The 19,201-nt window shown below is 34.2% G+C and carries 19 protein-coding genes, 1 pseudogene and 1 other annotated feature; of the genes and pseudogenes, 5 read left to right on the forward strand and 15 right to left on the reverse strand.

Features of this window, described 5'->3' with window-relative positions:
• Positions 1 to 129 precede the first annotated feature (129 nt).
• Positions 130 to 1,491, reverse strand: a complete 1,362-nt coding sequence (locus tag ABUA27_RS02665; protein ID WP_287969009.1) for a PTS sugar transporter subunit IIC — start codon at positions 1,489 to 1,491, stop codon at positions 130 to 132.
• Positions 1,492 to 1,769: 278 nt separating this feature from the next.
• Between ABUA27_RS02665 and ABUA27_RS02670 the strand changes: the two genes are divergently transcribed.
• The 3 genes from ABUA27_RS02670 to ABUA27_RS02680 all read left to right on the forward strand — a co-directional run bounded on the left by ABUA27_RS02670 (position 1,770) and on the right by ABUA27_RS02680 (position 4,005).
• Complete coding sequence (locus ABUA27_RS02670; protein ID WP_129981301.1) at positions 1,770 to 2,492, forward strand: 6-phosphogluconolactonase; 723 nt, start codon at positions 1,770 to 1,772, stop codon at positions 2,490 to 2,492.
• Between the two features lie 124 nt (positions 2,493 to 2,616).
• On the forward strand, positions 2,617 to 3,162 hold the full coding sequence (locus ABUA27_RS02675; RefSeq protein WP_337935923.1) for an RDD family protein: 546 nt from the start codon (positions 2,617 to 2,619) through the stop codon (positions 3,160 to 3,162).
• 51 nt (positions 3,163 to 3,213) lie between these two features.
• Positions 3,214 to 4,005, forward strand: coding sequence for a MurR/RpiR family transcriptional regulator (locus ABUA27_RS02680; RefSeq protein WP_349820185.1), 792 nt, complete (start codon positions 3,214 to 3,216; stop codon positions 4,003 to 4,005).
• A gap of 115 nt (positions 4,006 to 4,120) precedes the next feature.
• Here the strand turns inward: ABUA27_RS02680 and rsmH are convergent, their stop codons facing one another.
• A complete protein-coding gene (gene rsmH, locus ABUA27_RS02685) occupies positions 4,121 to 5,167 on the reverse strand; it encodes a 16S rRNA (cytosine(1402)-N(4))-methyltransferase RsmH (RefSeq protein WP_349820186.1) in 1,047 nt (348 codons plus the stop codon).
• 190 nt (positions 5,168 to 5,357) lie between these two features.
• Here rsmH and ABUA27_RS02690 point away from each other — a divergent pair, with 190 nt between their 5' ends.
• Entirely contained in the window at positions 5,358 to 6,494 is a 1,137-nt protein-coding gene (locus tag ABUA27_RS02690) for a DUF4825 domain-containing protein (protein ID WP_349820187.1), read from the forward strand.
• Between the two features lie 240 nt (positions 6,495 to 6,734).
• On the opposite strand, the gene lysS is transcribed toward ABUA27_RS02690, so the two are convergent.
• The 13 genes and pseudogenes from lysS to dusB all read right to left on the reverse strand — a co-directional run bounded on the left by lysS (position 6,735) and on the right by dusB (position 18,592).
• Positions 6,735 to 8,219 carry a lysine--tRNA ligase gene (gene lysS / locus ABUA27_RS02695; protein WP_129981509.1) on the reverse strand — a complete coding sequence of 495 codons (1,485 nt, stop codon included), beginning with the start codon at positions 8,217 to 8,219 and terminating at the stop codon, positions 6,735 to 6,737.
• 38 nt (positions 8,220 to 8,257) lie between these two features.
• Positions 8,258 to 8,467, reverse strand: a binding site (T-box leader).
• A gap of 70 nt (positions 8,468 to 8,537) precedes the next feature.
• Positions 8,538 to 9,395, reverse strand: coding sequence for a YitT family protein (locus ABUA27_RS02700; protein WP_129981510.1), 858 nt, complete (start codon positions 9,393 to 9,395; stop codon positions 8,538 to 8,540).
• Positions 9,396 to 9,462: 67 nt separating this feature from the next.
• The gene (locus ABUA27_RS02705; protein WP_349820188.1) at positions 9,463 to 9,633 is read right to left on the reverse strand and encodes a hypothetical protein; all 171 of its coding nucleotides are present in this window, start codon (positions 9,631 to 9,633) and stop codon (positions 9,463 to 9,465) included.
• On the reverse strand, positions 9,630 to 10,190 hold the full coding sequence (locus tag ABUA27_RS02710) for a MurR/RpiR family transcriptional regulator (protein WP_349820189.1): 561 nt from the start codon (positions 10,188 to 10,190) through the stop codon (positions 9,630 to 9,632). Before ABUA27_RS02710 ends, ABUA27_RS02705 begins: the two co-directional genes overlap by 4 nt.
• A gap of 31 nt (positions 10,191 to 10,221) precedes the next feature.
• Positions 10,222 to 10,866, reverse strand: coding sequence for an RDD family protein (locus tag ABUA27_RS02715; protein ID WP_129981512.1), 645 nt, complete (start codon positions 10,864 to 10,866; stop codon positions 10,222 to 10,224).
• Between the two features lie 17 nt (positions 10,867 to 10,883).
• On the reverse strand, positions 10,884 to 11,765 hold the full coding sequence (locus ABUA27_RS02720; protein ID WP_287845720.1) for an ROK family protein: 882 nt from the start codon (positions 11,763 to 11,765) through the stop codon (positions 10,884 to 10,886).
• Positions 11,762 to 13,177 (reverse strand): 6-phospho-beta-glucosidase, encoded by a 1,416-nt coding sequence (locus ABUA27_RS02725; RefSeq protein ID WP_129981514.1) that lies wholly within the window; start codon positions 13,175 to 13,177, stop codon positions 11,762 to 11,764. Before ABUA27_RS02725 ends, ABUA27_RS02720 begins: the two co-directional genes overlap by 4 nt.
• On the reverse strand, positions 13,170 to 14,522 hold the full coding sequence (locus tag ABUA27_RS02730; protein ID WP_129981515.1) for a PTS sugar transporter subunit IIC: 1,353 nt from the start codon (positions 14,520 to 14,522) through the stop codon (positions 13,170 to 13,172). The genes ABUA27_RS02725 and ABUA27_RS02730 overlap by 8 nt, the downstream gene beginning before the upstream one ends.
• Positions 14,523 to 14,663: 141 nt before the next feature.
• Positions 14,664 to 15,395 carry a MurR/RpiR family transcriptional regulator gene (locus tag ABUA27_RS02735; RefSeq protein ID WP_349820190.1) on the reverse strand — a complete coding sequence of 244 codons (732 nt, stop codon included), beginning with the start codon at positions 15,393 to 15,395 and terminating at the stop codon, positions 14,664 to 14,666.
• Positions 15,396 to 16,211, reverse strand: a complete 816-nt coding sequence (gene amrS, locus ABUA27_RS02740) for an AmmeMemoRadiSam system radical SAM enzyme (RefSeq protein ID WP_287845724.1) — start codon at positions 16,209 to 16,211, stop codon at positions 15,396 to 15,398.
• Positions 16,204 to 16,737 (reverse strand): AmmeMemoRadiSam system protein A, encoded by a 534-nt coding sequence (amrA, locus tag ABUA27_RS02745; protein ID WP_349820191.1) that lies wholly within the window; start codon positions 16,735 to 16,737, stop codon positions 16,204 to 16,206. Before amrA ends, amrS begins: the two co-directional genes overlap by 8 nt.
• Positions 16,738 to 16,812: 75 nt before the next feature.
• A pseudogene (locus ABUA27_RS02750) lies at positions 16,813 to 17,571 on the reverse strand (class III extradiol dioxygenase subunit B-like domain-containing protein); the annotation flags it as partial.
• Between the two features lie 43 nt (positions 17,572 to 17,614).
• Positions 17,615 to 18,592, reverse strand: a complete 978-nt coding sequence (gene dusB / locus ABUA27_RS02755; protein WP_129981518.1) for a tRNA dihydrouridine synthase DusB — start codon at positions 18,590 to 18,592, stop codon at positions 17,615 to 17,617.
• Positions 18,593 to 18,772: 180 nt separating this feature from the next.
• Here dusB and ABUA27_RS02760 point away from each other — a divergent pair, with 180 nt between their 5' ends.
• Positions 18,773 to 18,910: a 4Fe-4S dicluster domain-containing protein gene (locus ABUA27_RS02760; RefSeq protein ID WP_349820192.1), complete on the forward strand. Its 138-nt coding sequence runs from the start codon at positions 18,773 to 18,775 to the stop codon at positions 18,908 to 18,910.
• Positions 18,911 to 19,201: the final 291 nt, after the last annotated feature.

Raw genomic sequence — 19,201 nt, forward strand, 5'->3', positions numbered from 1 at the left:
TGATTCTCCTTGTTTACAGTATACAAGGTTTATCACAAATTAAAAAGACTGCTGTGGGGTAGCAGTCATATACAAAATATTTAAGGTTATTCAATTTTATGTGTGTGTGAGTTTTATTTCTTGTTTTAATTATTTTGAATTTTCTTCTTCTAACTTTTGTTTATCTAATAATTTAACGAATGGATAATAAAGTGCCATATCTAGAATGATTAGCCCTACAACCATGATACCGGCTTTAATATCCATACATCCTAATGCAGCACCAAGTGGAGCTGGTGTTGTCCATGGTGTTTCAATAACACCCTTTCCAACGATGTGTAATGCCATACAAGTATAGGCAATAATTGAATTTACAACTGGCACAAAGATAAATGGAATCATCATAATTGGGTTTAATACCATTGGTAAACCGAAGATGATTGGTTCATTGATATTGAAGATAGCTGGACCAATTGAAAGCTTACCTAAAGTACGTAATTCAACTGATTTTGCTCTAAGTAATAGAATACATAATCCTAAAGTAGCACCTCCGCCACCTAATGCGATAATATATGACCAGAATGGCTGAGTGAAGAAGTGTACTAATGGTTTACCAGCACTATATGCTGCGATATTAGTAATTAAATACATCTGCATGAATGGTAATCTAATTGGCTGAGTAATACTTGCACCATGTAAACCAAAGAACCAGAATGTCTGAGCAATGATAGTAATTAAACAGATACCTACTAATGAGTCTAGACCAGATACCGCAGGTGCAAGTACTGTCATAATCATACTTGGTAATAACTGACCACTGATATTCTGTATAAATAATGATAATGCATAGAATATGATAACACAGATAAAGAGTGGTAAGATTGCATCGAATGATGAACTGATTGCAGGTGGAACACCTTCAGGCATCTTAATACGAACGTTCTTCTTAAATAAGAAGTTCATGACTTCTACACATCCGATAGAAACAATAATAGCTGTAAAGATACCCTTTGCATCCAGGTAAGTTGTTGGTATATAACTTCCTGCAAGTGCAAGTAGATCAGTGGCTGATTTACCATCAGTAATGAGATTAGCTGGGACAGCAGAAGTAGTTGGTGCAGATACGATTAAGAATACTGCAGTAGAAACAACAGCTGCATTTAAGCTTGGCATTTCGTATTTCTTAGCTAAATGATAAGAAATAGAGAAAGCGATAAATAGTCCCATTAAAGCCATTGTCATATTATATGGTAATAATAATGCGGCTTTATTAGCCTGAGCCCAGTTGTACCATCCTGTAAGCATGGTAGTGATGAAACCCCAGTTTGGTAGAGTTTCAGGTTTGAATGGTGGTGTTGATACGATTAAGCAAGCACCTCCAAGGATTGATAGTGGAATAGCAACAACCATTCCATCACGAATTGCAGCAAGATGTCTTTGGTTAGCTAACTTGTCTGCAATGGGAACTAGTGTGCGATTTGCTAGTTCATTGAATTTTTCCATGAAGTTCATGTCGAGCCCTCCCTTCTCGTTGGATACATTATATCTTGGAAAAGCCTAAAAAATCTCGTATTTTCCAATATATAAAACACCTTTCCATATGATAGAAGAACTTTCCAAATCGTGGAAATCACTTGCAAAAGCGGCTCTATATAAGTATAATGCGCGCCAAATTACACTGATATATACAATATAATTTTAATTTTTTATAGGTTGACAGAAAGAGTTTGATGCTTATAATGTGAAGTGTGTGAGTTTTATCTTCTTGTGAAATACAGGAGGAATTTGTTATGAAATTAATCGTTGAAGAAAACACTCAGAAAATGAGTGAAAGTGCATTGCACATCTTACTTGGTGCTATGATGCAGGATAAGAGAGTGAATATTTCTCTTACATCAGGCAGAAGTCCTATTGAACTTTACAAGATGTTAGCTCCAGAAGTAAGAGATCAGGAAAAGTTCAAGGATATCGAATATTATTTATTCGATGAAGCACCATACATGGATGGTAAGCCTTATGGTCCTAACTGGGAAGAAATGCAGAAATTATTCTTCGAAGAAGCAAATATTCCAGAAGAAAGAATTCATGATATGACTATGGAAAACTGGGAAACATATGATGAAGAAATCAGCCGTGCAGGTGGTATTGATGTCATGGTTATTGGTCTTGGCTATGATGGTCATTTCTGCAGCAACTGTCCTAGATGTACACCAATGGATTCATATTCTTATGCAATGGATCGTGCTACTAAGAATAAAGCAAACCCTGATTATCCAAAGAGAGAACATCTTCCAATCACTCTTACAATGGGGCCTAAGAGCTTAATGAAGGTTAAACACTTAGTGATGATTGTAAATGGTAAGGAAAAAGCAGGCATCTTAAAACAGGTTCTTGATTCACCTATTACAGATGAATTACCATCTACTGTTTTAAAGCTTCATCCTAATATGACATTGATTTGTGATAAAGATGCAGCTTCTGAATTAAACATGGACGATTACAAAAGACTATAAGTCTTTATAGAAAGTTCTTCGGAACTTTCTTTTTTTATATTACGGAAAGGTTTTCCAAGAATTGGAAACGAGATTACTGATCATTTGTGAATTGATATACTTGAATAAACAGGAGGTACTATTTATGAGTAAGATGGATATTGTAGAGTTAAGATTAAGAAGAACAGTCGCATTGATAATTGACTGGTATATTACTAATATGCTGGCTTCTATTCCTATCACATTCTTTTTAAGAAAAGATAGTCAGTTTAAACCAGAGATGTTTGAATTAACTGCTTATGGTTTCAATACAGCTCTTATTGTATGTTTAATTGCGATTACTATCGGGATACTTTATTATGTATTCATTCCTTTATATATCTGGAAAGGTCAGACTCCAGGTAAGAAGATTTGTAAGATCAAAGTTATTGATTATGATCATAAAGATGTCACTATGAAAAACATGATGTTAAGAGAATTACTCGGTGCAACTCTTCTTGAAGGTGGTATTACTATTATTCCTTCTTATTTAAGAAAGATTGCCTCTCTTTTACAGTTCACTTCTATTGTAAATCCCTTAACTTATGTTGCTTATGCATTGACATTTGTTTCTATTGGATATGCTTATTTCCAGAAAGATACACGTTGTTTTCATGATTTAGTTTCACATACTGAAGTTATTAAACTATAAATTACTGTCCTATGGTATAATAAGGTATATTATACCAAAGGCGGTGAGTACATGTTTAACTTAGTTATTATTTTATTATCTACATTAAATGGTGAACCTAAAGGTTCTAATAATTATAAAATTGCGAAATTCATGATAGAGAACATTCGTGATTTAGAAGACTATACTCTAACTGAACTTGCAAAAGCGTGTTATGTGTCTAATTCTAGTATTTCTAGATTCTGCAGGGATATAGGTTTAAGGGATTTTAATCAGTTAAAAAATCAGATTGCGAAGTTTTCGGTAGAAAAAACGAAACTTTCTAATAAGTTCAACTATGAAGGACGAAATGAAGATTCCATTTTCACTTCTTATGTAAGAAGTGTGATTGAGAATCTAGAGATGTTGGAAAAGAGTTCTATTGAAGATGATATCAAAAAATTAGTCAATGATATTTATGCGTATCAAAAAGTAGCGGCATTTGGTTATATGCATTCTGAAAACGTTGCATTGAACTTGCAATATGATTTACAGACAAGTGCTAAATCTGTATTTACTGCCATTAAAGTAGCTAACCAGGCTGAATATATTACAAACGCAGATGAGAAGACTTTAATTATCTTGTTCTCTGATTCTGGTACTTATTTTGATCGTATTTTCCCACGTGCAAAACCATTTAAACAGCAAAGCAAGAAACCTAAGATTTGTTTAATTACATCTAATAAAGAATTAGATTATCCTTTTATTGATCAATATATACGCTATGACAGTAGAGGTGATTATGCAACTCACCCTTATTCACTCACAGCGATTGCAGATACAATATGCATTGAATATGCAAAAATGTTGAAAGAACTCGAATAATATGAAAGCACAGAAAAAGGTAAGGATGATCAGATCCTTACCTTTTCGTTTTGATGCAATTGTTCTCAAATTTGCAAATAAAGTATAATACTTGTATATCTGATATTCAAGTATTCTATTTTGCTTTAATAGCCCATCTCATCTTAGTAGACTTTGCACGTGAATTACGATGACATTCTTCTTTAGAAGGTCTAATCACATTTCTACATACATCTTCATAAATGCCAAGATTCTTGAGTTCTTTAAAAGACTTCTTCACAATTCTATCTTCTCCAGAATGGAATGTAAGAATGGCAGCCTTTCCTCCTGGTTTTAAAATAAGAGGGAGTTTCTCTACAAAATCATATAATACTTCAAATTCCTGATTCACTTCTATTCTTAATGCCTGGAATACTCTTGCAGCTGTCTTGTTCACAATATCTTTTCTGTTCTTATCAGTAATAAAGTTGAGTGTTTTATCAATGATCTTATAAAGCTGCTGAGTTGTTTCTACTTCCATACCTGAACGTATGAATGAATAGATATTCTTAGCTAATATATCAGCATATGGTTCATCTGAGTTCTCTGTAAGAATATGTTCTAGTTCTTCTCTTGATAAATCTTTTAAGATTTCATAAGCAGGTCTACCTGCTTTAGGATTAAGTCTTAGGTCTAATGGACCATCTTTCTTATATGAAAATCCTCTTTCTGGATTATCAATCTGCATAGAAGATACTCCTAAATCAGCTAAGACAAAATCAACTGGTCCGTACTTCTCACTTACTTGATCAATGTTTCTAAAGTTAGTCAAAATAGGAGTAAAGATGTCTTCTCCATAACCTTTATTTCTTAGTCTCTCTGTTGTTTTTTCTATTTCAATAGTATCGATGTCTAATCCATAAAGGTGTCCCTGACCCTCTAGTTTTTCCATCATTTTAGAAGAATGTCCTCCATATCCTAGAGTACAATCTAAACCAATCTGTCCTGGCTGAATATCTAAGAATTCTAGTATTTCATCTACCATGATAGAAATATGCATACCTGCTGGTGTACTTCCTTTTGAAATAACCTTTTCTATTGTTTCAGGATATAATTCTGGATTAAGTTCTTTGTACTTCTCTGAGAAGTTTTTAGGGTGTGTCCCTTTATATCTTTTTCTTCTTTTATGTACTTGTTCAGTCATGTTTATACCTCATTTCATCATCTACTATATTAACGAAAATAGAGACAATAAACAAGTCAGATAAAACTCTGTATATACAGGATTGTTCCCGCTTCTCTTCATAGCATATAATAAAAGTAGTGTATTCGCTATTTGTGGGGTGTTGTTGTTTCATGCTTTATTTTATAGTTTTCATGAAAGGAGAAACGTTATGGATACAAAAAGAATAGGAAAGTTCATTTCTGAGAACAGAAAAAGAAAAGGTCTCACTCAAGAACAGTTAGGAGAACTATTAGGAGTAACTAATAAGACTATCTCTAGATGGGAAAATGGTAACTATATGCCTGATTTGTCTTTACTGGTTCCGTTAAGTGAAACTTTGGACATTTCTTTAAATGAACTGCTCAATGGGAAATATATAACAGAGGATAAAATCATGGAAACAACAGAAAAGAGCTTAAAGAATACAATTAATTATAGTAAGAATATGCTTGTACAAGAGAAAAGAAAGATTTCTATTGGTATTATGATTTTTGGCGCATTTCTATGTTTTGCTGCATTTGCGATATTAGATAAGGAAAGCAGCTGGTGCTGTATTTACTCTATTGTAGGTATTATAGTATTTGTTTATGGGTTATCAAAAGAGTTGAAGAGAAATAGATTATTAATAAGTAGTGGAGTATTTGTTGCAATATTATGTGGATTTATGTTGATGGATTATGTAGGTGTTATAACTTCTCATAGACCTCCTATCTATGTATATATGATTAAGACTTCTAATGTGACAACCTACTACAACCCATTCTATAATGTTTATAGAATCAATAAGAACACACCTAATGAGTATTATATTGTAGATAGCGCAAAGAAATATACAGAAGATACTGTTCCTACAACTGTATTTAACAAACCGTTGAGTGGCATACACAATATTAAAAAGTATAAGAATCCATATATTGGTAATAATTCCAATATAGGAAATTTATTAAATAGTCTTCCTTTGCATGAATACGGTTATGTTTTTCAAATTGATTCTAAAAATCAAGGACTCACTGTGAACTACAATGCGACAGACTGGTATCATAATGAGGATCTTTATATCAATAAGGGCCTAATCTATAATTCTGTGTCTATCTTCTCTTTAATTGATAATGTACAATCTATTCAGTATAACTTTAGTGGAAGTACCTACACTACTACTAGAAAGATGATTGAAGAGAATTATCCACATTTTGAACAAGTAAAAGAGAATGAGAAGAACTTTAATCAGTACTTAGAGAATAAGATAAATGATGATGAGTTTACAAGAAGTATATTCAATAAGATATTTGTGAAGAAGGGTTTATAAGAGGGGTTAAGCCCTCTTTTTAAATACCGTGTATTACACTAAAGTAAACAACACCATTTTCAAAAAAAGTTAGTCTTTATATTTTTTCATGTATGCTCTCATCCTCATTACAGTGAATTCCATCATATTTTACAATTTCATTCCTCCACATTTTCTGTTTTCATTCCATCACATTTTCAAAAAATATAAAATAAAAAGCACATCTCTTGCATGAGATATGCCTAATATTAATACATAGATTTATTTATTCTTCATATGAGGGAATAAGATAACTTCACGGATAGTTTCCTGACCAGTTAATAACATAACTAATCTATCAATACCCATACCCATACCACCAGTTGGTGGAAGACCGTATTCAAGGGCTTCTACATAGTCCATATCCATTTCGTTGGCTTCATCGTTACCTAATTCTTTTTCTTTTAACTGATTTGCGAATCTTTCATACTGATCATCTGGATCATTTAATTCTGTGAATGCATTTGCATATTCGTTACCACAGATGAATAATTCGAATCTCTGAGTAAAACGAGGATCCTGTAAGTTCTTCTTTGCGAGTGGAGAGATTTCAATTGGATGACCATATACGAATGTTGGTTCTACAATTGTTTCTTCTACATACTTTTCAAAGAATGCATTGACAATATGACCATATGCAAAGTGTGGTTCTACTTCAATACCATGTTCTTCAGCAAGTTTCTTAGCTTCTTCAATAGTCTTCTGTTCCCCAAAGTCAACACCAGTCTTTTCCTTGATTGCATTAACCATAGAGATTCTCTTGAATCCAGGTGCTAATGAAATAGAATGACCTTTGTATTCTACATCATAAGTACCATTGACAGTCATTGCGGCATTCGCAATGATACCTTCTGTTAAGTCCATCATACCTTCAAGGTCAGAGAATGCTTTATATACTTCGATAGTAGTGAATTCTGGGTTATGAGTTCTGTCCATACCTTCATTTCTGAATAAACGACCGATTTCATAAACGGCATCCATACCACCTACGATTAATCTCTTAAGGTTTAATTCTGTTGCGATTCTTAAGTAGAAATCTTTATCTAATGCATTGAAATGAGTGATGAAAGGCTTTGCTGCAGCACCACCAAGAATAGAGTTCATGATTGGTGTTTCTACTTCTGTGTATCCTTTATCATCTAAATAATGCTGGATTGAACGAACAATCTTAGGTCTCATGAAGGCTACTTTACGGGCTTCATCATTCATGATTAAGTCAACATATCTTCTTCTGAAACGTTCTTCAGTATCTGTTAAACCATGGAACTTTTCTGGTAAAGGTCTTAAAGCCTTAGTAAGGTGTGTATACTTTTCTACTCTTACAGTTAATTCACCAGTATGAGTCATGAATACTTCACCATCAATACCGATAATATCACCTAAATCGCTCTTCTTAACTAATTCATAAACATCTTCACCAACAGTATCTTTCTTGATATATAACTGGATTTTTCCATCTCTATCAAGAAGGTTCATGAAGCATACTTTACCTTTTCTTCTCTTTGCAACAATACGACCCGCAATACTTACAGCTGGTTTGCTTTCTTCTAATTCTTCTGCAGTCTTATCGCTATAGTTCTTTCTAATGTCTGAAGTATAAGCAGTCACATCAAATCTCTGTCCAAATGGGTCAATTCCAAGATCTTTAAGTTCCTGTAACTTCTGTCTTCTTACTAATTCCTGATCAGTAAACTTTCTTTCTTCCATGTGTGTTCTCCTTCTTTAGAATATAAAAACTCTCATCCGCTAGGGACGAGAGTTAACCGTGGTACCACCCTTATTCATCTACATAAGTAGACCTCATTAAGCCTTAACGCGGCAACACGTTATTTTATCACGTTAGATCCAAAATACAGCTCCCAGTCTTTATTCATATCAACTTCCCCATTCCTTTACACCAGCCAGGAATTCTCTCTGCGTTCCATCGATATTACTCTTCTGTTCATAGCTTTTACTCAAGTATTATAGACAATAAATAAATATGTTGTCAAGGTCATTTTATCAGCCTTATTCAATCTAATTTGTCTATAGACGTTTTTCAAATCCACCAAGGATTTCTGAATCCTCACTAATAGTCACAAATGCCTGTGGATCAATATCATATACAATCTTCTTAAATGTTTTCACTTCATATTTATTGATTGCACAATAAAGAATATATTGATCATTTTCTGTATAAGCACCCTTACCCATCCAGTAAGTCACACCTCTACCAGTCTTTTCCATAATCACATTCTTCATATCTTTTTCTTTAGTGAAGATTAATGCTATCACATTGATGTTCTGATAATGGATATGGTCGCTAATGAAATACAATACAAATACAAAGATAATAGAATACAGTGTAGTCTGTAAATCAAAGATAAATGCACAGCAAGTTAAAATAACAGCATTCAAACTCATTGATAACTTCCCTACCGAGAATCCTGGTTTAGTCTTAGATAAGCACACACCCGCAATATCAATACCACCTGCACTACCACTACCCTTGAGGGCAAGTCCTACACCAACGCCACACATAATAGCCCCAAAGATACAGTTAGATAACATATCGGGCATGATTGGATGTGTTAAGTTAGGTAAGAAAGATAATGTGATGGTCTGTACAACAACACTCATACCTGTTTTAACACAGAATTCTCTGTTCAAGATTCTATACCCCATAATAAATAATGGAATATTAATCATGAAGTTGATGATCCCTACAATGTTCATTGATTTAGGGATTGGTAGAAGTTTTCTTACAAAAACTTCGATAATCTGTGATGTACCAATTACACCTCCAAAGTTCAAGCCATTAGGTGTTACAAACAACCAGATTCCTAAAGATAATAAAATACTTCCAGCAATGACTTCGCCATACTTTTCTAGATTTTCCCTCATAGCGTCCCTCTTTCTTCTCATATCATAGAGTATTAAAACAAATAAAAGAATGCCTTTCAAGCATTCTTTAGTAAATTCCATATTCTATAAATAGATTCGCAATAGACTCAATGATATAGAGAACAGGTACCTGTGTTGCTGAACTATAAAAGTCACCATTTTTAGTACTTGGCATATAATACGTAAGAGCTAAATCAGACATCTTTGCAGCTATTGAAGAGGCACTATTGGTAATCACAATAATCTTAATATCATATTTTTTAAGTCTTTGATACGATCGATGATTTCTCTTGTTTCTCCTGAAACTGTGAAGAAAAGAGCACAGTCATTTTGATCATACATCCCCCTAAAACGGCTACTGAAGTCTCCACTATACATGGTACGTTTTCCCTTACGATTAAATAAAGAAGCCGCAAACTTCGCAATCGCATCACTTAGGCCAATGCCAGAACAGATCACCTCATGACTGTTCACAATTATTTCAGCAGCTTGATGAATAAGATCATCAAACTCTTTATTATCTACACGATTAAAATAATCGAGAATATAATTTAAAGCACGTTTGTTTTGAATAGGTTTATCTTCCTGATCCAGTTTCATTTCTGCTTTCCATTCTAAGAATCCTTCATAACCAAGTTTTTTAGCTACTCTTGTAATCATAGAAGAAGATACATGAAGATCTGTAGACAAATCTTTAAGTTTCATATGAATCACTTCATGACGATGAGAAATGATGTAGTTGTAAATATCTAATTCCAAATCACTTAATTGATTCATTTGATCTACCGTAACCATAAAATACCTCCAAAAGGTATTTTATCATACTTTATGCAAATCTCTTTTTCATTTTCTTATTCTGTTTCTTATTTTTCTTTTCAATACTCAACAACATATTCTTGTAGTCTTCTGACTTAATGTCTACAACAAGTGTATGTGAGACAATATCATGTAATGATTTCTTAGACTTTAAGACAATTACTAGTATTCCAGATAATATAGTAATAACGAGTCCTACTTTATTCCAGATAGAGGCAATATTGTATCCAGTTAATACATTGACTAACTGATGAAACATATTACTACATGTATAAATACTTCCTTCTACTAAGAATATCATAATAACCTGTCTGATGATCAGTTGTTTCACATTCACTTCTTGATAGTTGTCATTCACAATCTTCAATCCTAATAGTTTTTTACCTACAGTCTGTCCTTTCCAGATTATAGGTAATACTACATAGTACACAAATGCAACTGAAAGTGAAAGAACACCCGCAATCACTTGATAATATCCCTTAAATATAGATAACTGCTGAGGAATATAGACAGCATCCTTATGAAGAGACATATATAACAGAATAAGAGGAAGTGATGATAAGACACTTCCTAAATACCAATCAATACCATAAGCGATTATACGTTTGATATAACCTGTTTTATTCACAGGTTCATTTCTTAATTTATTCCACATCTTATCATCTTCCTTTATTAATTTAAGTGCTGATATAAAGCACCGATTAAGTTCGCATCATTACGATATTCACAAACTACGATTTCTGGTGGTAATGTGCTTGCATAACATGAATTATAGATTTCATCAAAGTTCTTTTTGATAAGTTCTAATAGTAATGGCTGTGCACTAATACCTCCACCAATCGCCACTTTTTCACAATCAAAGATCTGATTGATGTTGTAAATCTGTACTGCAGTTTCTAAACAGAACTGATTTAATCCTTTTAAAACAGCTTCATTTCCATTATTTGCCATTTCAAAGATTTCTTCACCTGTAAAATGTTCTTCTGTTTCTAATGCTTCCTGGATATGTAATAATAATCCATTGATTCCATTACTTGCATACCAAGATGTATCACCATCATATGGCTTATGGTAATCAGTGATGATATTAGAAAATTCACCTGCACCAAATCTACATCCGCTTAATACCTTATGATCCTTAATTAAAGCACCACCAATAGCTGTGCCAAGAATCACTACAGCGCCGTCCTGAATATCCTGAAGACTACCAAAACCTAGTTCTGCATTAGCGGCACATTTTGCATCATTACCAATTGTGACTCTTACACCACAACGCTCAGATAGTAATTCTGCCATATTTATATCATGATTATAAGCTAAAGCACCACCAGTGTAACAATAACCCTTATCAGGATCAATTCTTCCTGGCATACTCATCGCAATACCAGATACATCAGAATATGTATTATAAAGAGATTGAACGCTATTTACAAATGAATCAAGGCAATCTAAGGGAGTAGGCACCTTACCTCTTTCATATATATTCTTTTCTGCATCCATTACTGCATATTTAATAGCACTGCCGCCAACATCTAGAACTAAGTATTTTTTCATAATTTTTCTCCGTTACTTTCTATTACTTTCTTATACCAGTCAAAGGAATCCTTCTTACTTCTTGCAAGTGTTCCCTGACCTGCATTATCTTTATCTACATAAATGAAACCATAACGTTTCTTCATTTCACCCGTACCAAAGCTAACACAGTCAATACATCCCCAAACAGTATAACCTAATAAGTCTACACCATCAATATCTACTGCATTTTTCATTTCTTCGATATGCGCTTTAAGGTAATCAATACGGTACTGGTCATGTACTTTTCCATCTACCATCTGGTCCACTGCACCGAAGCCATTTTCTACAATAAATAGAGGAAGGTTGTAACGATCGTACATCCAGTTTAAGCTATATCTTAAACCTTTCGCATCAATTGGCCATCCCCACTCAGTCTTTGAAATATATGGGTTATCACATAAATCTGTTTCTTCATTATAGTCAAGGTTGACATCTCCATCACCCTTAACCGCAAATGACATATAATAACTAAATCCAATATAATCTACTGTACCCTGAGGAAGAACAGCTAAGTCTTCTTCAGTAATATCTAGATTGAAGTTCTTTCTTTCAAAGAAAGACTTCATATAACCTGGATAACGTCCTCTTGCATGAACATCCATATACCAGAAACGCTTATGGTTAGCACCTACTGCCTTCAACATATCATCTGGATTACATGAGTAAGGATAAATAGGTGTCATCGCAATCATGCAGCCAATCATCATAGAAGGATCAATAGCATGTCCTTCTTTAATAGCCATCGCACTTGCAACAAGCTCATAATGTGCTGCCTGATAAACAGTACGTTCTTTGTCTTCACCTTCTTCAAATATAATACCTGAGTTAGTAAATACAGCTACGTCTGCTTCATAGTTCGCCTGGTTGTTGATTTCATTGAATGTCATCCAGTATTTAACTTTATTGTGGTATCTTTCGAAACATACTTTTGCGAATCTTACAAAGAATGTAATCATCTTTCTGTTTCTCCATCCACCATATTTTTCTACTAAATGATAAGGCATTTCAAAGTGTGATAATGTGATAACTGGCTGAATACCATTCTTTAATAGTTCATCAAACATATCATCATAGAACTTTAAACCTTCTTCATTTGGTGTTTCTTCATCTCCCATTGGGAAGATTCTTGCCCAGGAAATAGATGTTCTAAAACATTTAAATCCCATTTCTTTAAATAAAGCGATATCTTCCTTATAGTGGTGATAGAAATCAATCGCTGTATGATTTGGGTAGAACTGATCAGGTTCAATTGTTTTAGTGATCTTTCTACGAGTAGTGGCAGAACCAACTGTCATCATATCTGAGACATTTGGTCCTTTACCACCTTCATTAAATCCACCTTCTACCTGATGTGCAGCAACTGCTCCACCCCATAAGAAGTCTTTACGCATTGTTTTCTCCTGCTTCTTCTGCTTCTTTCTTGATAGCGGCTCTTGTGCTTGCTGCAACAAATGGTAAGTAAATTAAAGTACTTACGACAAAGCAAAGAATACCTATAACTAGTGCCATAATGTTGTTAGCACCTGATCCTAAGAATGGTGTTAAGAATCCTGGAGTTGTCCAAGCAACTTGATAAGCAACTGGTGGGATGATCTTAATCACACATACACAGAAATAACCAATGAGGTTACATACGATTGGTGCTAAGATGAATGGAATAACATACATTGGGTTCATAACGATTGGTAAACCGAACATGATTGGTTCGTTGATGTTGAATAGTCCTGGAACTAATGACATCTTACAAATAGAGAATTCACCCTTATTCTTTCTACCTACGATAAACATAGCGGCAATTAAACCAAGTGTAGCACCTGATCCTCCACCATTACCAAATGCATCGTTGATTGAACCCCAGTTAACTGGATAAGGTGCACCCCATGCTGAACCATGAGCTGCAACATAAGCTAAGTTTGCGTTTCCCTGTTCTGTGAAGATAACTGAACGTAATGCATTTAAAGTGTTAGGACCATGGATACCTACAATCCATAACATCTGCTGTACTAATACGAATACGATGATTGTACCCATAGAGCTTCCAAGAGATGTTAATGGAGCCTGGATAGCGTTATAAACAACAACCTGAATACCTTCAGGAGTAATCATTGAGAATAAGTAGTTTAATACACCCATGATGGCAAGTACTAACATCATTGGGATTAATAAGTTAAATGACTGTGCTACTGCAGGTGGTACCATTTCTGGCATCTTGATTCTTAACTTTTCATTTCTACCAAAACGAGTTAGTAATTCTGTAGTTAATAGACCTACTAATAATGCAACGAATAATCCCTGTGCACCAAAGTAAGTAGTTGTTAAACCAGTTCCTGCATTCTTACCTGCAAATGCCTGCGCAGCAGGATAAAGAATAAAGAAAGATGAAAGAGATGTAATACCACATAATACTTTATCTCCACCCATTTCCTGAGCTAACTGATAAGCCACTAAGAATGCGATGATGATTGATAAGATATTAGTTGTACCATTGATAACAGAACTTAAAACAGCCTGATACTGAGCTAGGTTTGGAATTAAATCACCTAAGTGAAGTAATTTTGCGATGAATCCTGTAGGATCTAATAATACATAGTTAATAAGTAAAACCATTGAACCACCCATTGTGAGTGGGAATGATAAAGTGAACGCATCACGCACGGCTGCCACATGGCGCTGACCATTGATTTTTGCAGCTAATGGTACGAAGTAGCGTTCCATAAAGCTTTGAATTGCTTCCATTTTGTTTCTCCTCTTCTTATTTCATTCGGCCGATGTTGAAAACGTTTTCGTTTTCCGCAATTGATTCTATCAGAGGATTACAAATAAAAAAAGGGCTTGAAGCCCTTCTTGAATAGTATGCATTATCTGCAAAATGTTTCACTATTGTAACGTATTGTGACACGTATGCAATGTCATATTAGAAAGTATTTCAATAATACTTAATGCAGGTACCTGAGTTGTATGGGAAGAAAGTTCATTTCTTACATCATTAATATAATAGCTGATATGATAATCACTCATTTTTGCGAGTGTATTATCGTCTGATGCAGTAATTGTGATTAAAGTACTGCCTGCTGCTTTATAAGCATTGGCTTTTCTAATAAGTTCTACAGTATCTCCTGAGATAGACAACATAACGACAACTATATCAGTACCATCCATGGATACCTTCTGGTATGGATCTGTTAAGGCAGCACTAAAGAAACCATTACCAGAAAAGCGTCTTGCTGCATATTCTGCAATCTTAGCTGAATCTCCCATACCATCAAAAATAATCATATTCGCATCACCTAGTATATAAGCAACTTCTTTGAATAAATCTTGATAATAAGGAGTATTGAACTTCTTTAAACAGTCGATAGTTTCATCTAGGTCATTCACCATATAAAGAGAAACTTCTTTTTCTTCTTTCTTATAAGCATATTTTAATTCAGGAAAGCTGTCATATCCCATCTTTTTCACAAAACGCATAATAGAAGCTGTAGATGTAGGAATCTCATCTGCCAGTTCTCTTATACTCATATAAGGGAATTGAATGCTATGCTTCAATATATAGTTATATATACGCATATCTGTTGTACTAAAGCTTTTAATTTCTTTTTCATTAAACATCTAACAATTACCTCTATATACATTCTTCAAATATTTCTTAGCGACTTCTATCATTTGATTTATAAGTTCTATGGATGTAGGAGATTCATGATAATGATACTCGGGAAAATAGCGTGTGATATGTAACACAATATTCGGGTCAATAGACGCTAACCACTTTGCTTCTTTTTCCATATCTTCTAAATAATCATTAATACCAGGTACAATCAAAGAAGTGACTTCTAGATGACTTGATGAAGCTATTTGAATACTCTTCTTTACTGTTTCTAAATCACCAGAGAGTTTCTTATAGATATCTTCTCTAAATCCCTTTAAATCAATATTCCATGCATCTACTAAAGGAGATAACTCCTTTATATATTTCTCTTCTATCATTCCATTAGAGACTATAACAGTCTTTAAATCATGCTTCTTACATAATACAAAAGTATCATAAATAAACTCATAGCTGATCAGTGGTTCATTATAAGTAAACGCAATACCAATATTCCCTTCTTTTTTTAAATCTAAGGCGACTTCTACAAGTTTTTTAGGTGTTGTATGCACCTGTATAGAAGAACCTCTATCCTGCGATATGGTGTAATTCTGACAGAAAGGACATTTCATATTACAGCCATAAGAACCGACAGATAACATCTGTGTTTCAGGATAGAAATGATAGAGAGGTTTCTTTTCAATAGGATCTAAAGACAGTGATGTAATAGCACCATAGTCTTTAAGTACTATACTTCCTTCTTTATTCATTCTTTGATGACAGAATCCTGTCTGTCCTTCTTTTAATACACAATGATGAGGACATAAATCACATCTAGCCATGTCTGATCACCCTGAATCTTTCTATCTTGATCTTCTCTCCTTCATGAATACCTGCTTTATGACAAGCTATCTGAATCTGATCAGTCACTGTATCCACACCCTCTAGAGAAGGAAGGAGTAAACCTCTTTTAGAACCATGGGATACTATAATACCATAAATATGAGGATCTAGTGTACTGATATCTTCTACTGGCTCTATTTCTCCTAATACATCGACTGAAATAATGAGATTATCTAGTTCTTCTTCTGTAATAGAATCAAAACGTGGATCTTCACTACATGCACTGATCGCATTATGTACTATTTCTAAGGCAATATTATCCTGTACAGGCATAAAGGTACCAATACAGCCTCTTAAACGCCCTTCTTCATGAATAGATACAAAGACACCAGCACGTCTTTTCATCTCTTTTGTGACTTCTGGAATGATTTCTACTTTTTCTTTTACATAATGTTCTATTGTGGTTCTAGCCAGTCTGACATAGTCATCTTCATGTTCTTTGATCTTCTTAACTTCTTCCTGCATTTTCTTTTTATATTGTTTTCCTATATCACGGGTTTGATCTTCACCACATATTTCAAAACCACAAATACCATAACCTACTCCAAATGGTCCTTCATAAGAATAATAGTGTGGTTTAATCTTTTTTTGATCTAAAGCACCTGCCATGATTTGAAATGATCTGAGTCCACATTCAGCAGCTGCTTCAGTAAAAATGGGATCAAATGTTAGAAAACGCATAAAGTCACTATTCTTCCATGCTGTAATAATATCATGATCGAAGAGCGGTCCTTCTTCTTTATAACCATAAGGACCATCCTCTTTTAAACGATGAGACAAATCACCACTCGCAATTAATAAAACATTCTTATCTCCCACTGCTTCTTTAATACATTGTCCAAAGCGATAATGAGTAAGAGGAGATAAACCAGATATTCCTATTCTTACAACTTTATAGTCCTTTAGATACTTATTTAAGAAGTAAAGAGGAGTCATTGTGCCATGATCTAAATCATCATCTTTTCCTAATGTTCCTGCAAAAATATGATACTTCTTGGCAGATTAAGTGATCTTCTTTACAAGTTCTGTATCATAATCCACTTCTATTCTTACATTTCCTGCATGAAACTGACTAAAGTCTCCTGATGCATGTTTACCAGGAGATATATGAATATAATCACTATAGGCGATCGCATGAGGACTGATCACAATGACTGTTTCTATTGGAAGAGTAGATACATATTTCATAATGGATTCATAAGATTGTATTGTGTTACTAATGGTTTTCTCTTCTCCTTGACCTATTTCAGGAATAATTAGTGGAGGATGAGGGACACACATTGCATAAAGTACAGACATATAATCATCTCCTTTACTCTATTATAAAACAAAAAGAAGATGATTACTCACCTTCTAGTTCTTTCTCAAAGTCTTTTAAAATTGTTTCTAATTCTTCTAATGTATTCATCTGTGTTAAATGATTCTTGATTTTTGCTGAACCTCTTAACCCTTTGACATACCAAGGTGCCTGCCCACGCATTTGTCTAATCGCATTCTTTTCACCTTCTGTTTTTACTAAACGATGGGCATGATCAATACATAACTGGATACGTGCATGAAAGTCTGGTTCTTCTTCTAGAATACCCTCTTCTAGATATTTCACCATTCTACGAATCACAAAGGGATTACCTAAAGCACCTCTACCAACCATAACAGCATCACAGCCTGTTTCTTCCATCATTCTTTTCGCATCTTCAGGTGTTCTGACATCACCATTCCCAATAACTGGAATACTGACTGCTTCTTTTACTTTTTTAATCCATGACCAATCTGCATGACCTTCATACATCTGTGAACGTGTTCGCCCATGAATAGCCACTGCACTTGCACCTGCTTTTTCCATTAATTGTGCCATTTCTACACAGTTAATATGCTTCATGTCATAACCAATACGCATCTTAACAGTCACTGGTACATTCACTGCTTCTACGACAGCCTTCACAATATCATATGCAAGTTCTGGATACTGCATTAAATAACTGCCTGCATGAGCCTTTAATACCTTATTTACAGGACATCCCATATTAATATCAATAATATCACAATCAGAATGTTCCTCTACAAACTTGGCAGCTTTGACCATAGTCTCTACTTCACCACCAAAAATCTGCATACTCATAGGGTGTTCATCTTCACCTACTGCAAGCATATCAATTGTCTTTTGATTTCCATAACATAACGCTTTATCACTGACCATTTCAGATACTACAAGTCCTGCACCAAACTCTTTTACAAGTCTACGGTAAGCGACATTTGTGATACCTGCCATAGGAGCCATGATAATAGGATGTTTTATTTCTACGTTTCCAATTTTCAACATTTTTTAATCACCATCACAAAATATACCATATTCCTGACACAATACAAAGATAAATTATGTTTATACTATGAGTTGTGAAAGGAAGTTCCCGATCCTTTCAATAATATATATATCGTTTTCATTTCCCTTCCCTATTTTACTAATAGGACATAAGGAGCAGGCGTTCCCTTCCTGCTCCTTATTGTATGTTTTAAATGTTTACAGTTATGTCCAATGAATGTAGAAGTCAACAATGAATCACGTGGACGTAAAAACGGCACTGATTGTATTCTTTGTTATGAATGTACAAAAGAATGTCCAGTCAAAGCACTTCATTAATGCGACACATATTTCTCCATAATATATAGATATTTCCTCTAAATTTATCTTCTATACTAGTTATTGAAAGGAGGAAACTGTCATACAATTCTAAAAAGATCAATTATTCAATTCTATTCCCTTCCATGATATATGTTAACTGATCTTTGTATAATACCAGACAGTGTAAAAAAAAACGCCATTTTATGATGCGCCCCTGTCAAGTAGACAGGTGAAATAATTAAAAACATGTACCCATGCCAGCCACGTAGTGGCTGGCATTTTTTTATGCATAATGTGCCGCCTTATATT

Origin of the sequence: Catenibacterium sp. RTP21428st1_D7_RTP21428_210409 (genome assembly GCF_040227455.1) — a bacterium.
Classification (GTDB): Bacteria; Bacillota_I; Bacilli_A; order Erysipelotrichales; family Coprobacillaceae; genus Catenibacterium; species Catenibacterium mitsuoka_A.

Bases quoted from the DNA above. Each gene is read 5' to 3' on its own strand.
- ABUA27_RS02665 (WP_287969009.1), bottom strand. From the start codon at position 1,491: ATGAACTTCATGGAAAAATTCAATGAACTAGCAAATCGCACACTAGTT.
- ABUA27_RS02670 (WP_129981301.1), top strand. From the start codon at position 1,770: ATGAAATTAATCGTTGAAGAAAACACTCAGAAAATGAGTGAAAGTGCA.
- ABUA27_RS02675 (WP_337935923.1), top strand. From the start codon at position 2,617: ATGAGTAAGATGGATATTGTAGAGTTAAGATTAAGAAGAACAGTCGCA.
- ABUA27_RS02680 (WP_349820185.1), top strand. From the start codon at position 3,214: ATGTTTAACTTAGTTATTATTTTATTATCTACATTAAATGGTGAACCT.
- rsmH (WP_349820186.1), bottom strand. From the start codon at position 5,167: ATGACTGAACAAGTACATAAAAGAAGAAAAAGATATAAAGGGACACAC.
- ABUA27_RS02690 (WP_349820187.1), top strand. From the start codon at position 5,358: ATGGATACAAAAAGAATAGGAAAGTTCATTTCTGAGAACAGAAAAAGA.
- lysS (WP_129981509.1), bottom strand. From the start codon at position 8,219: ATGGAAGAAAGAAAGTTTACTGATCAGGAATTAGTAAGAAGACAGAAG.
- ABUA27_RS02700 (WP_129981510.1), bottom strand. From the start codon at position 9,395: ATGAGGGAAAATCTAGAAAAGTATGGCGAAGTCATTGCTGGAAGTATT.
- ABUA27_RS02710 (WP_349820189.1), bottom strand. From the start codon at position 10,190: ATGGTTACGGTAGATCAAATGAATCAATTAAGTGATTTGGAATTAGAT.
- ABUA27_RS02715 (WP_129981512.1), bottom strand. From the start codon at position 10,866: ATGTGGAATAAATTAAGAAATGAACCTGTGAATAAAACAGGTTATATC.
- ABUA27_RS02720 (WP_287845720.1), bottom strand. From the start codon at position 11,765: ATGAAAAAATACTTAGTTCTAGATGTTGGCGGCAGTGCTATTAAATAT.
- ABUA27_RS02725 (WP_129981514.1), bottom strand. From the start codon at position 13,177: ATGCGTAAAGACTTCTTATGGGGTGGAGCAGTTGCTGCACATCAGGTA.
- ABUA27_RS02730 (WP_129981515.1), bottom strand. From the start codon at position 14,522: ATGGAAGCAATTCAAAGCTTTATGGAACGCTACTTCGTACCATTAGCT.
- ABUA27_RS02735 (WP_349820190.1), bottom strand. From the start codon at position 15,395: ATGTTTAATGAAAAAGAAATTAAAAGCTTTAGTACAACAGATATGCGT.
- amrS (WP_287845724.1), bottom strand. From the start codon at position 16,211: ATGGCTAGATGTGATTTATGTCCTCATCATTGTGTATTAAAAGAAGGA.
- amrA (WP_349820191.1), bottom strand. From the start codon at position 16,737: ATGCAGGAAGAAGTTAAGAAGATCAAAGAACATGAAGATGACTATGTC.
- dusB (WP_129981518.1), bottom strand. From the start codon at position 18,592: ATGTTGAAAATTGGAAACGTAGAAATAAAACATCCTATTATCATGGCT.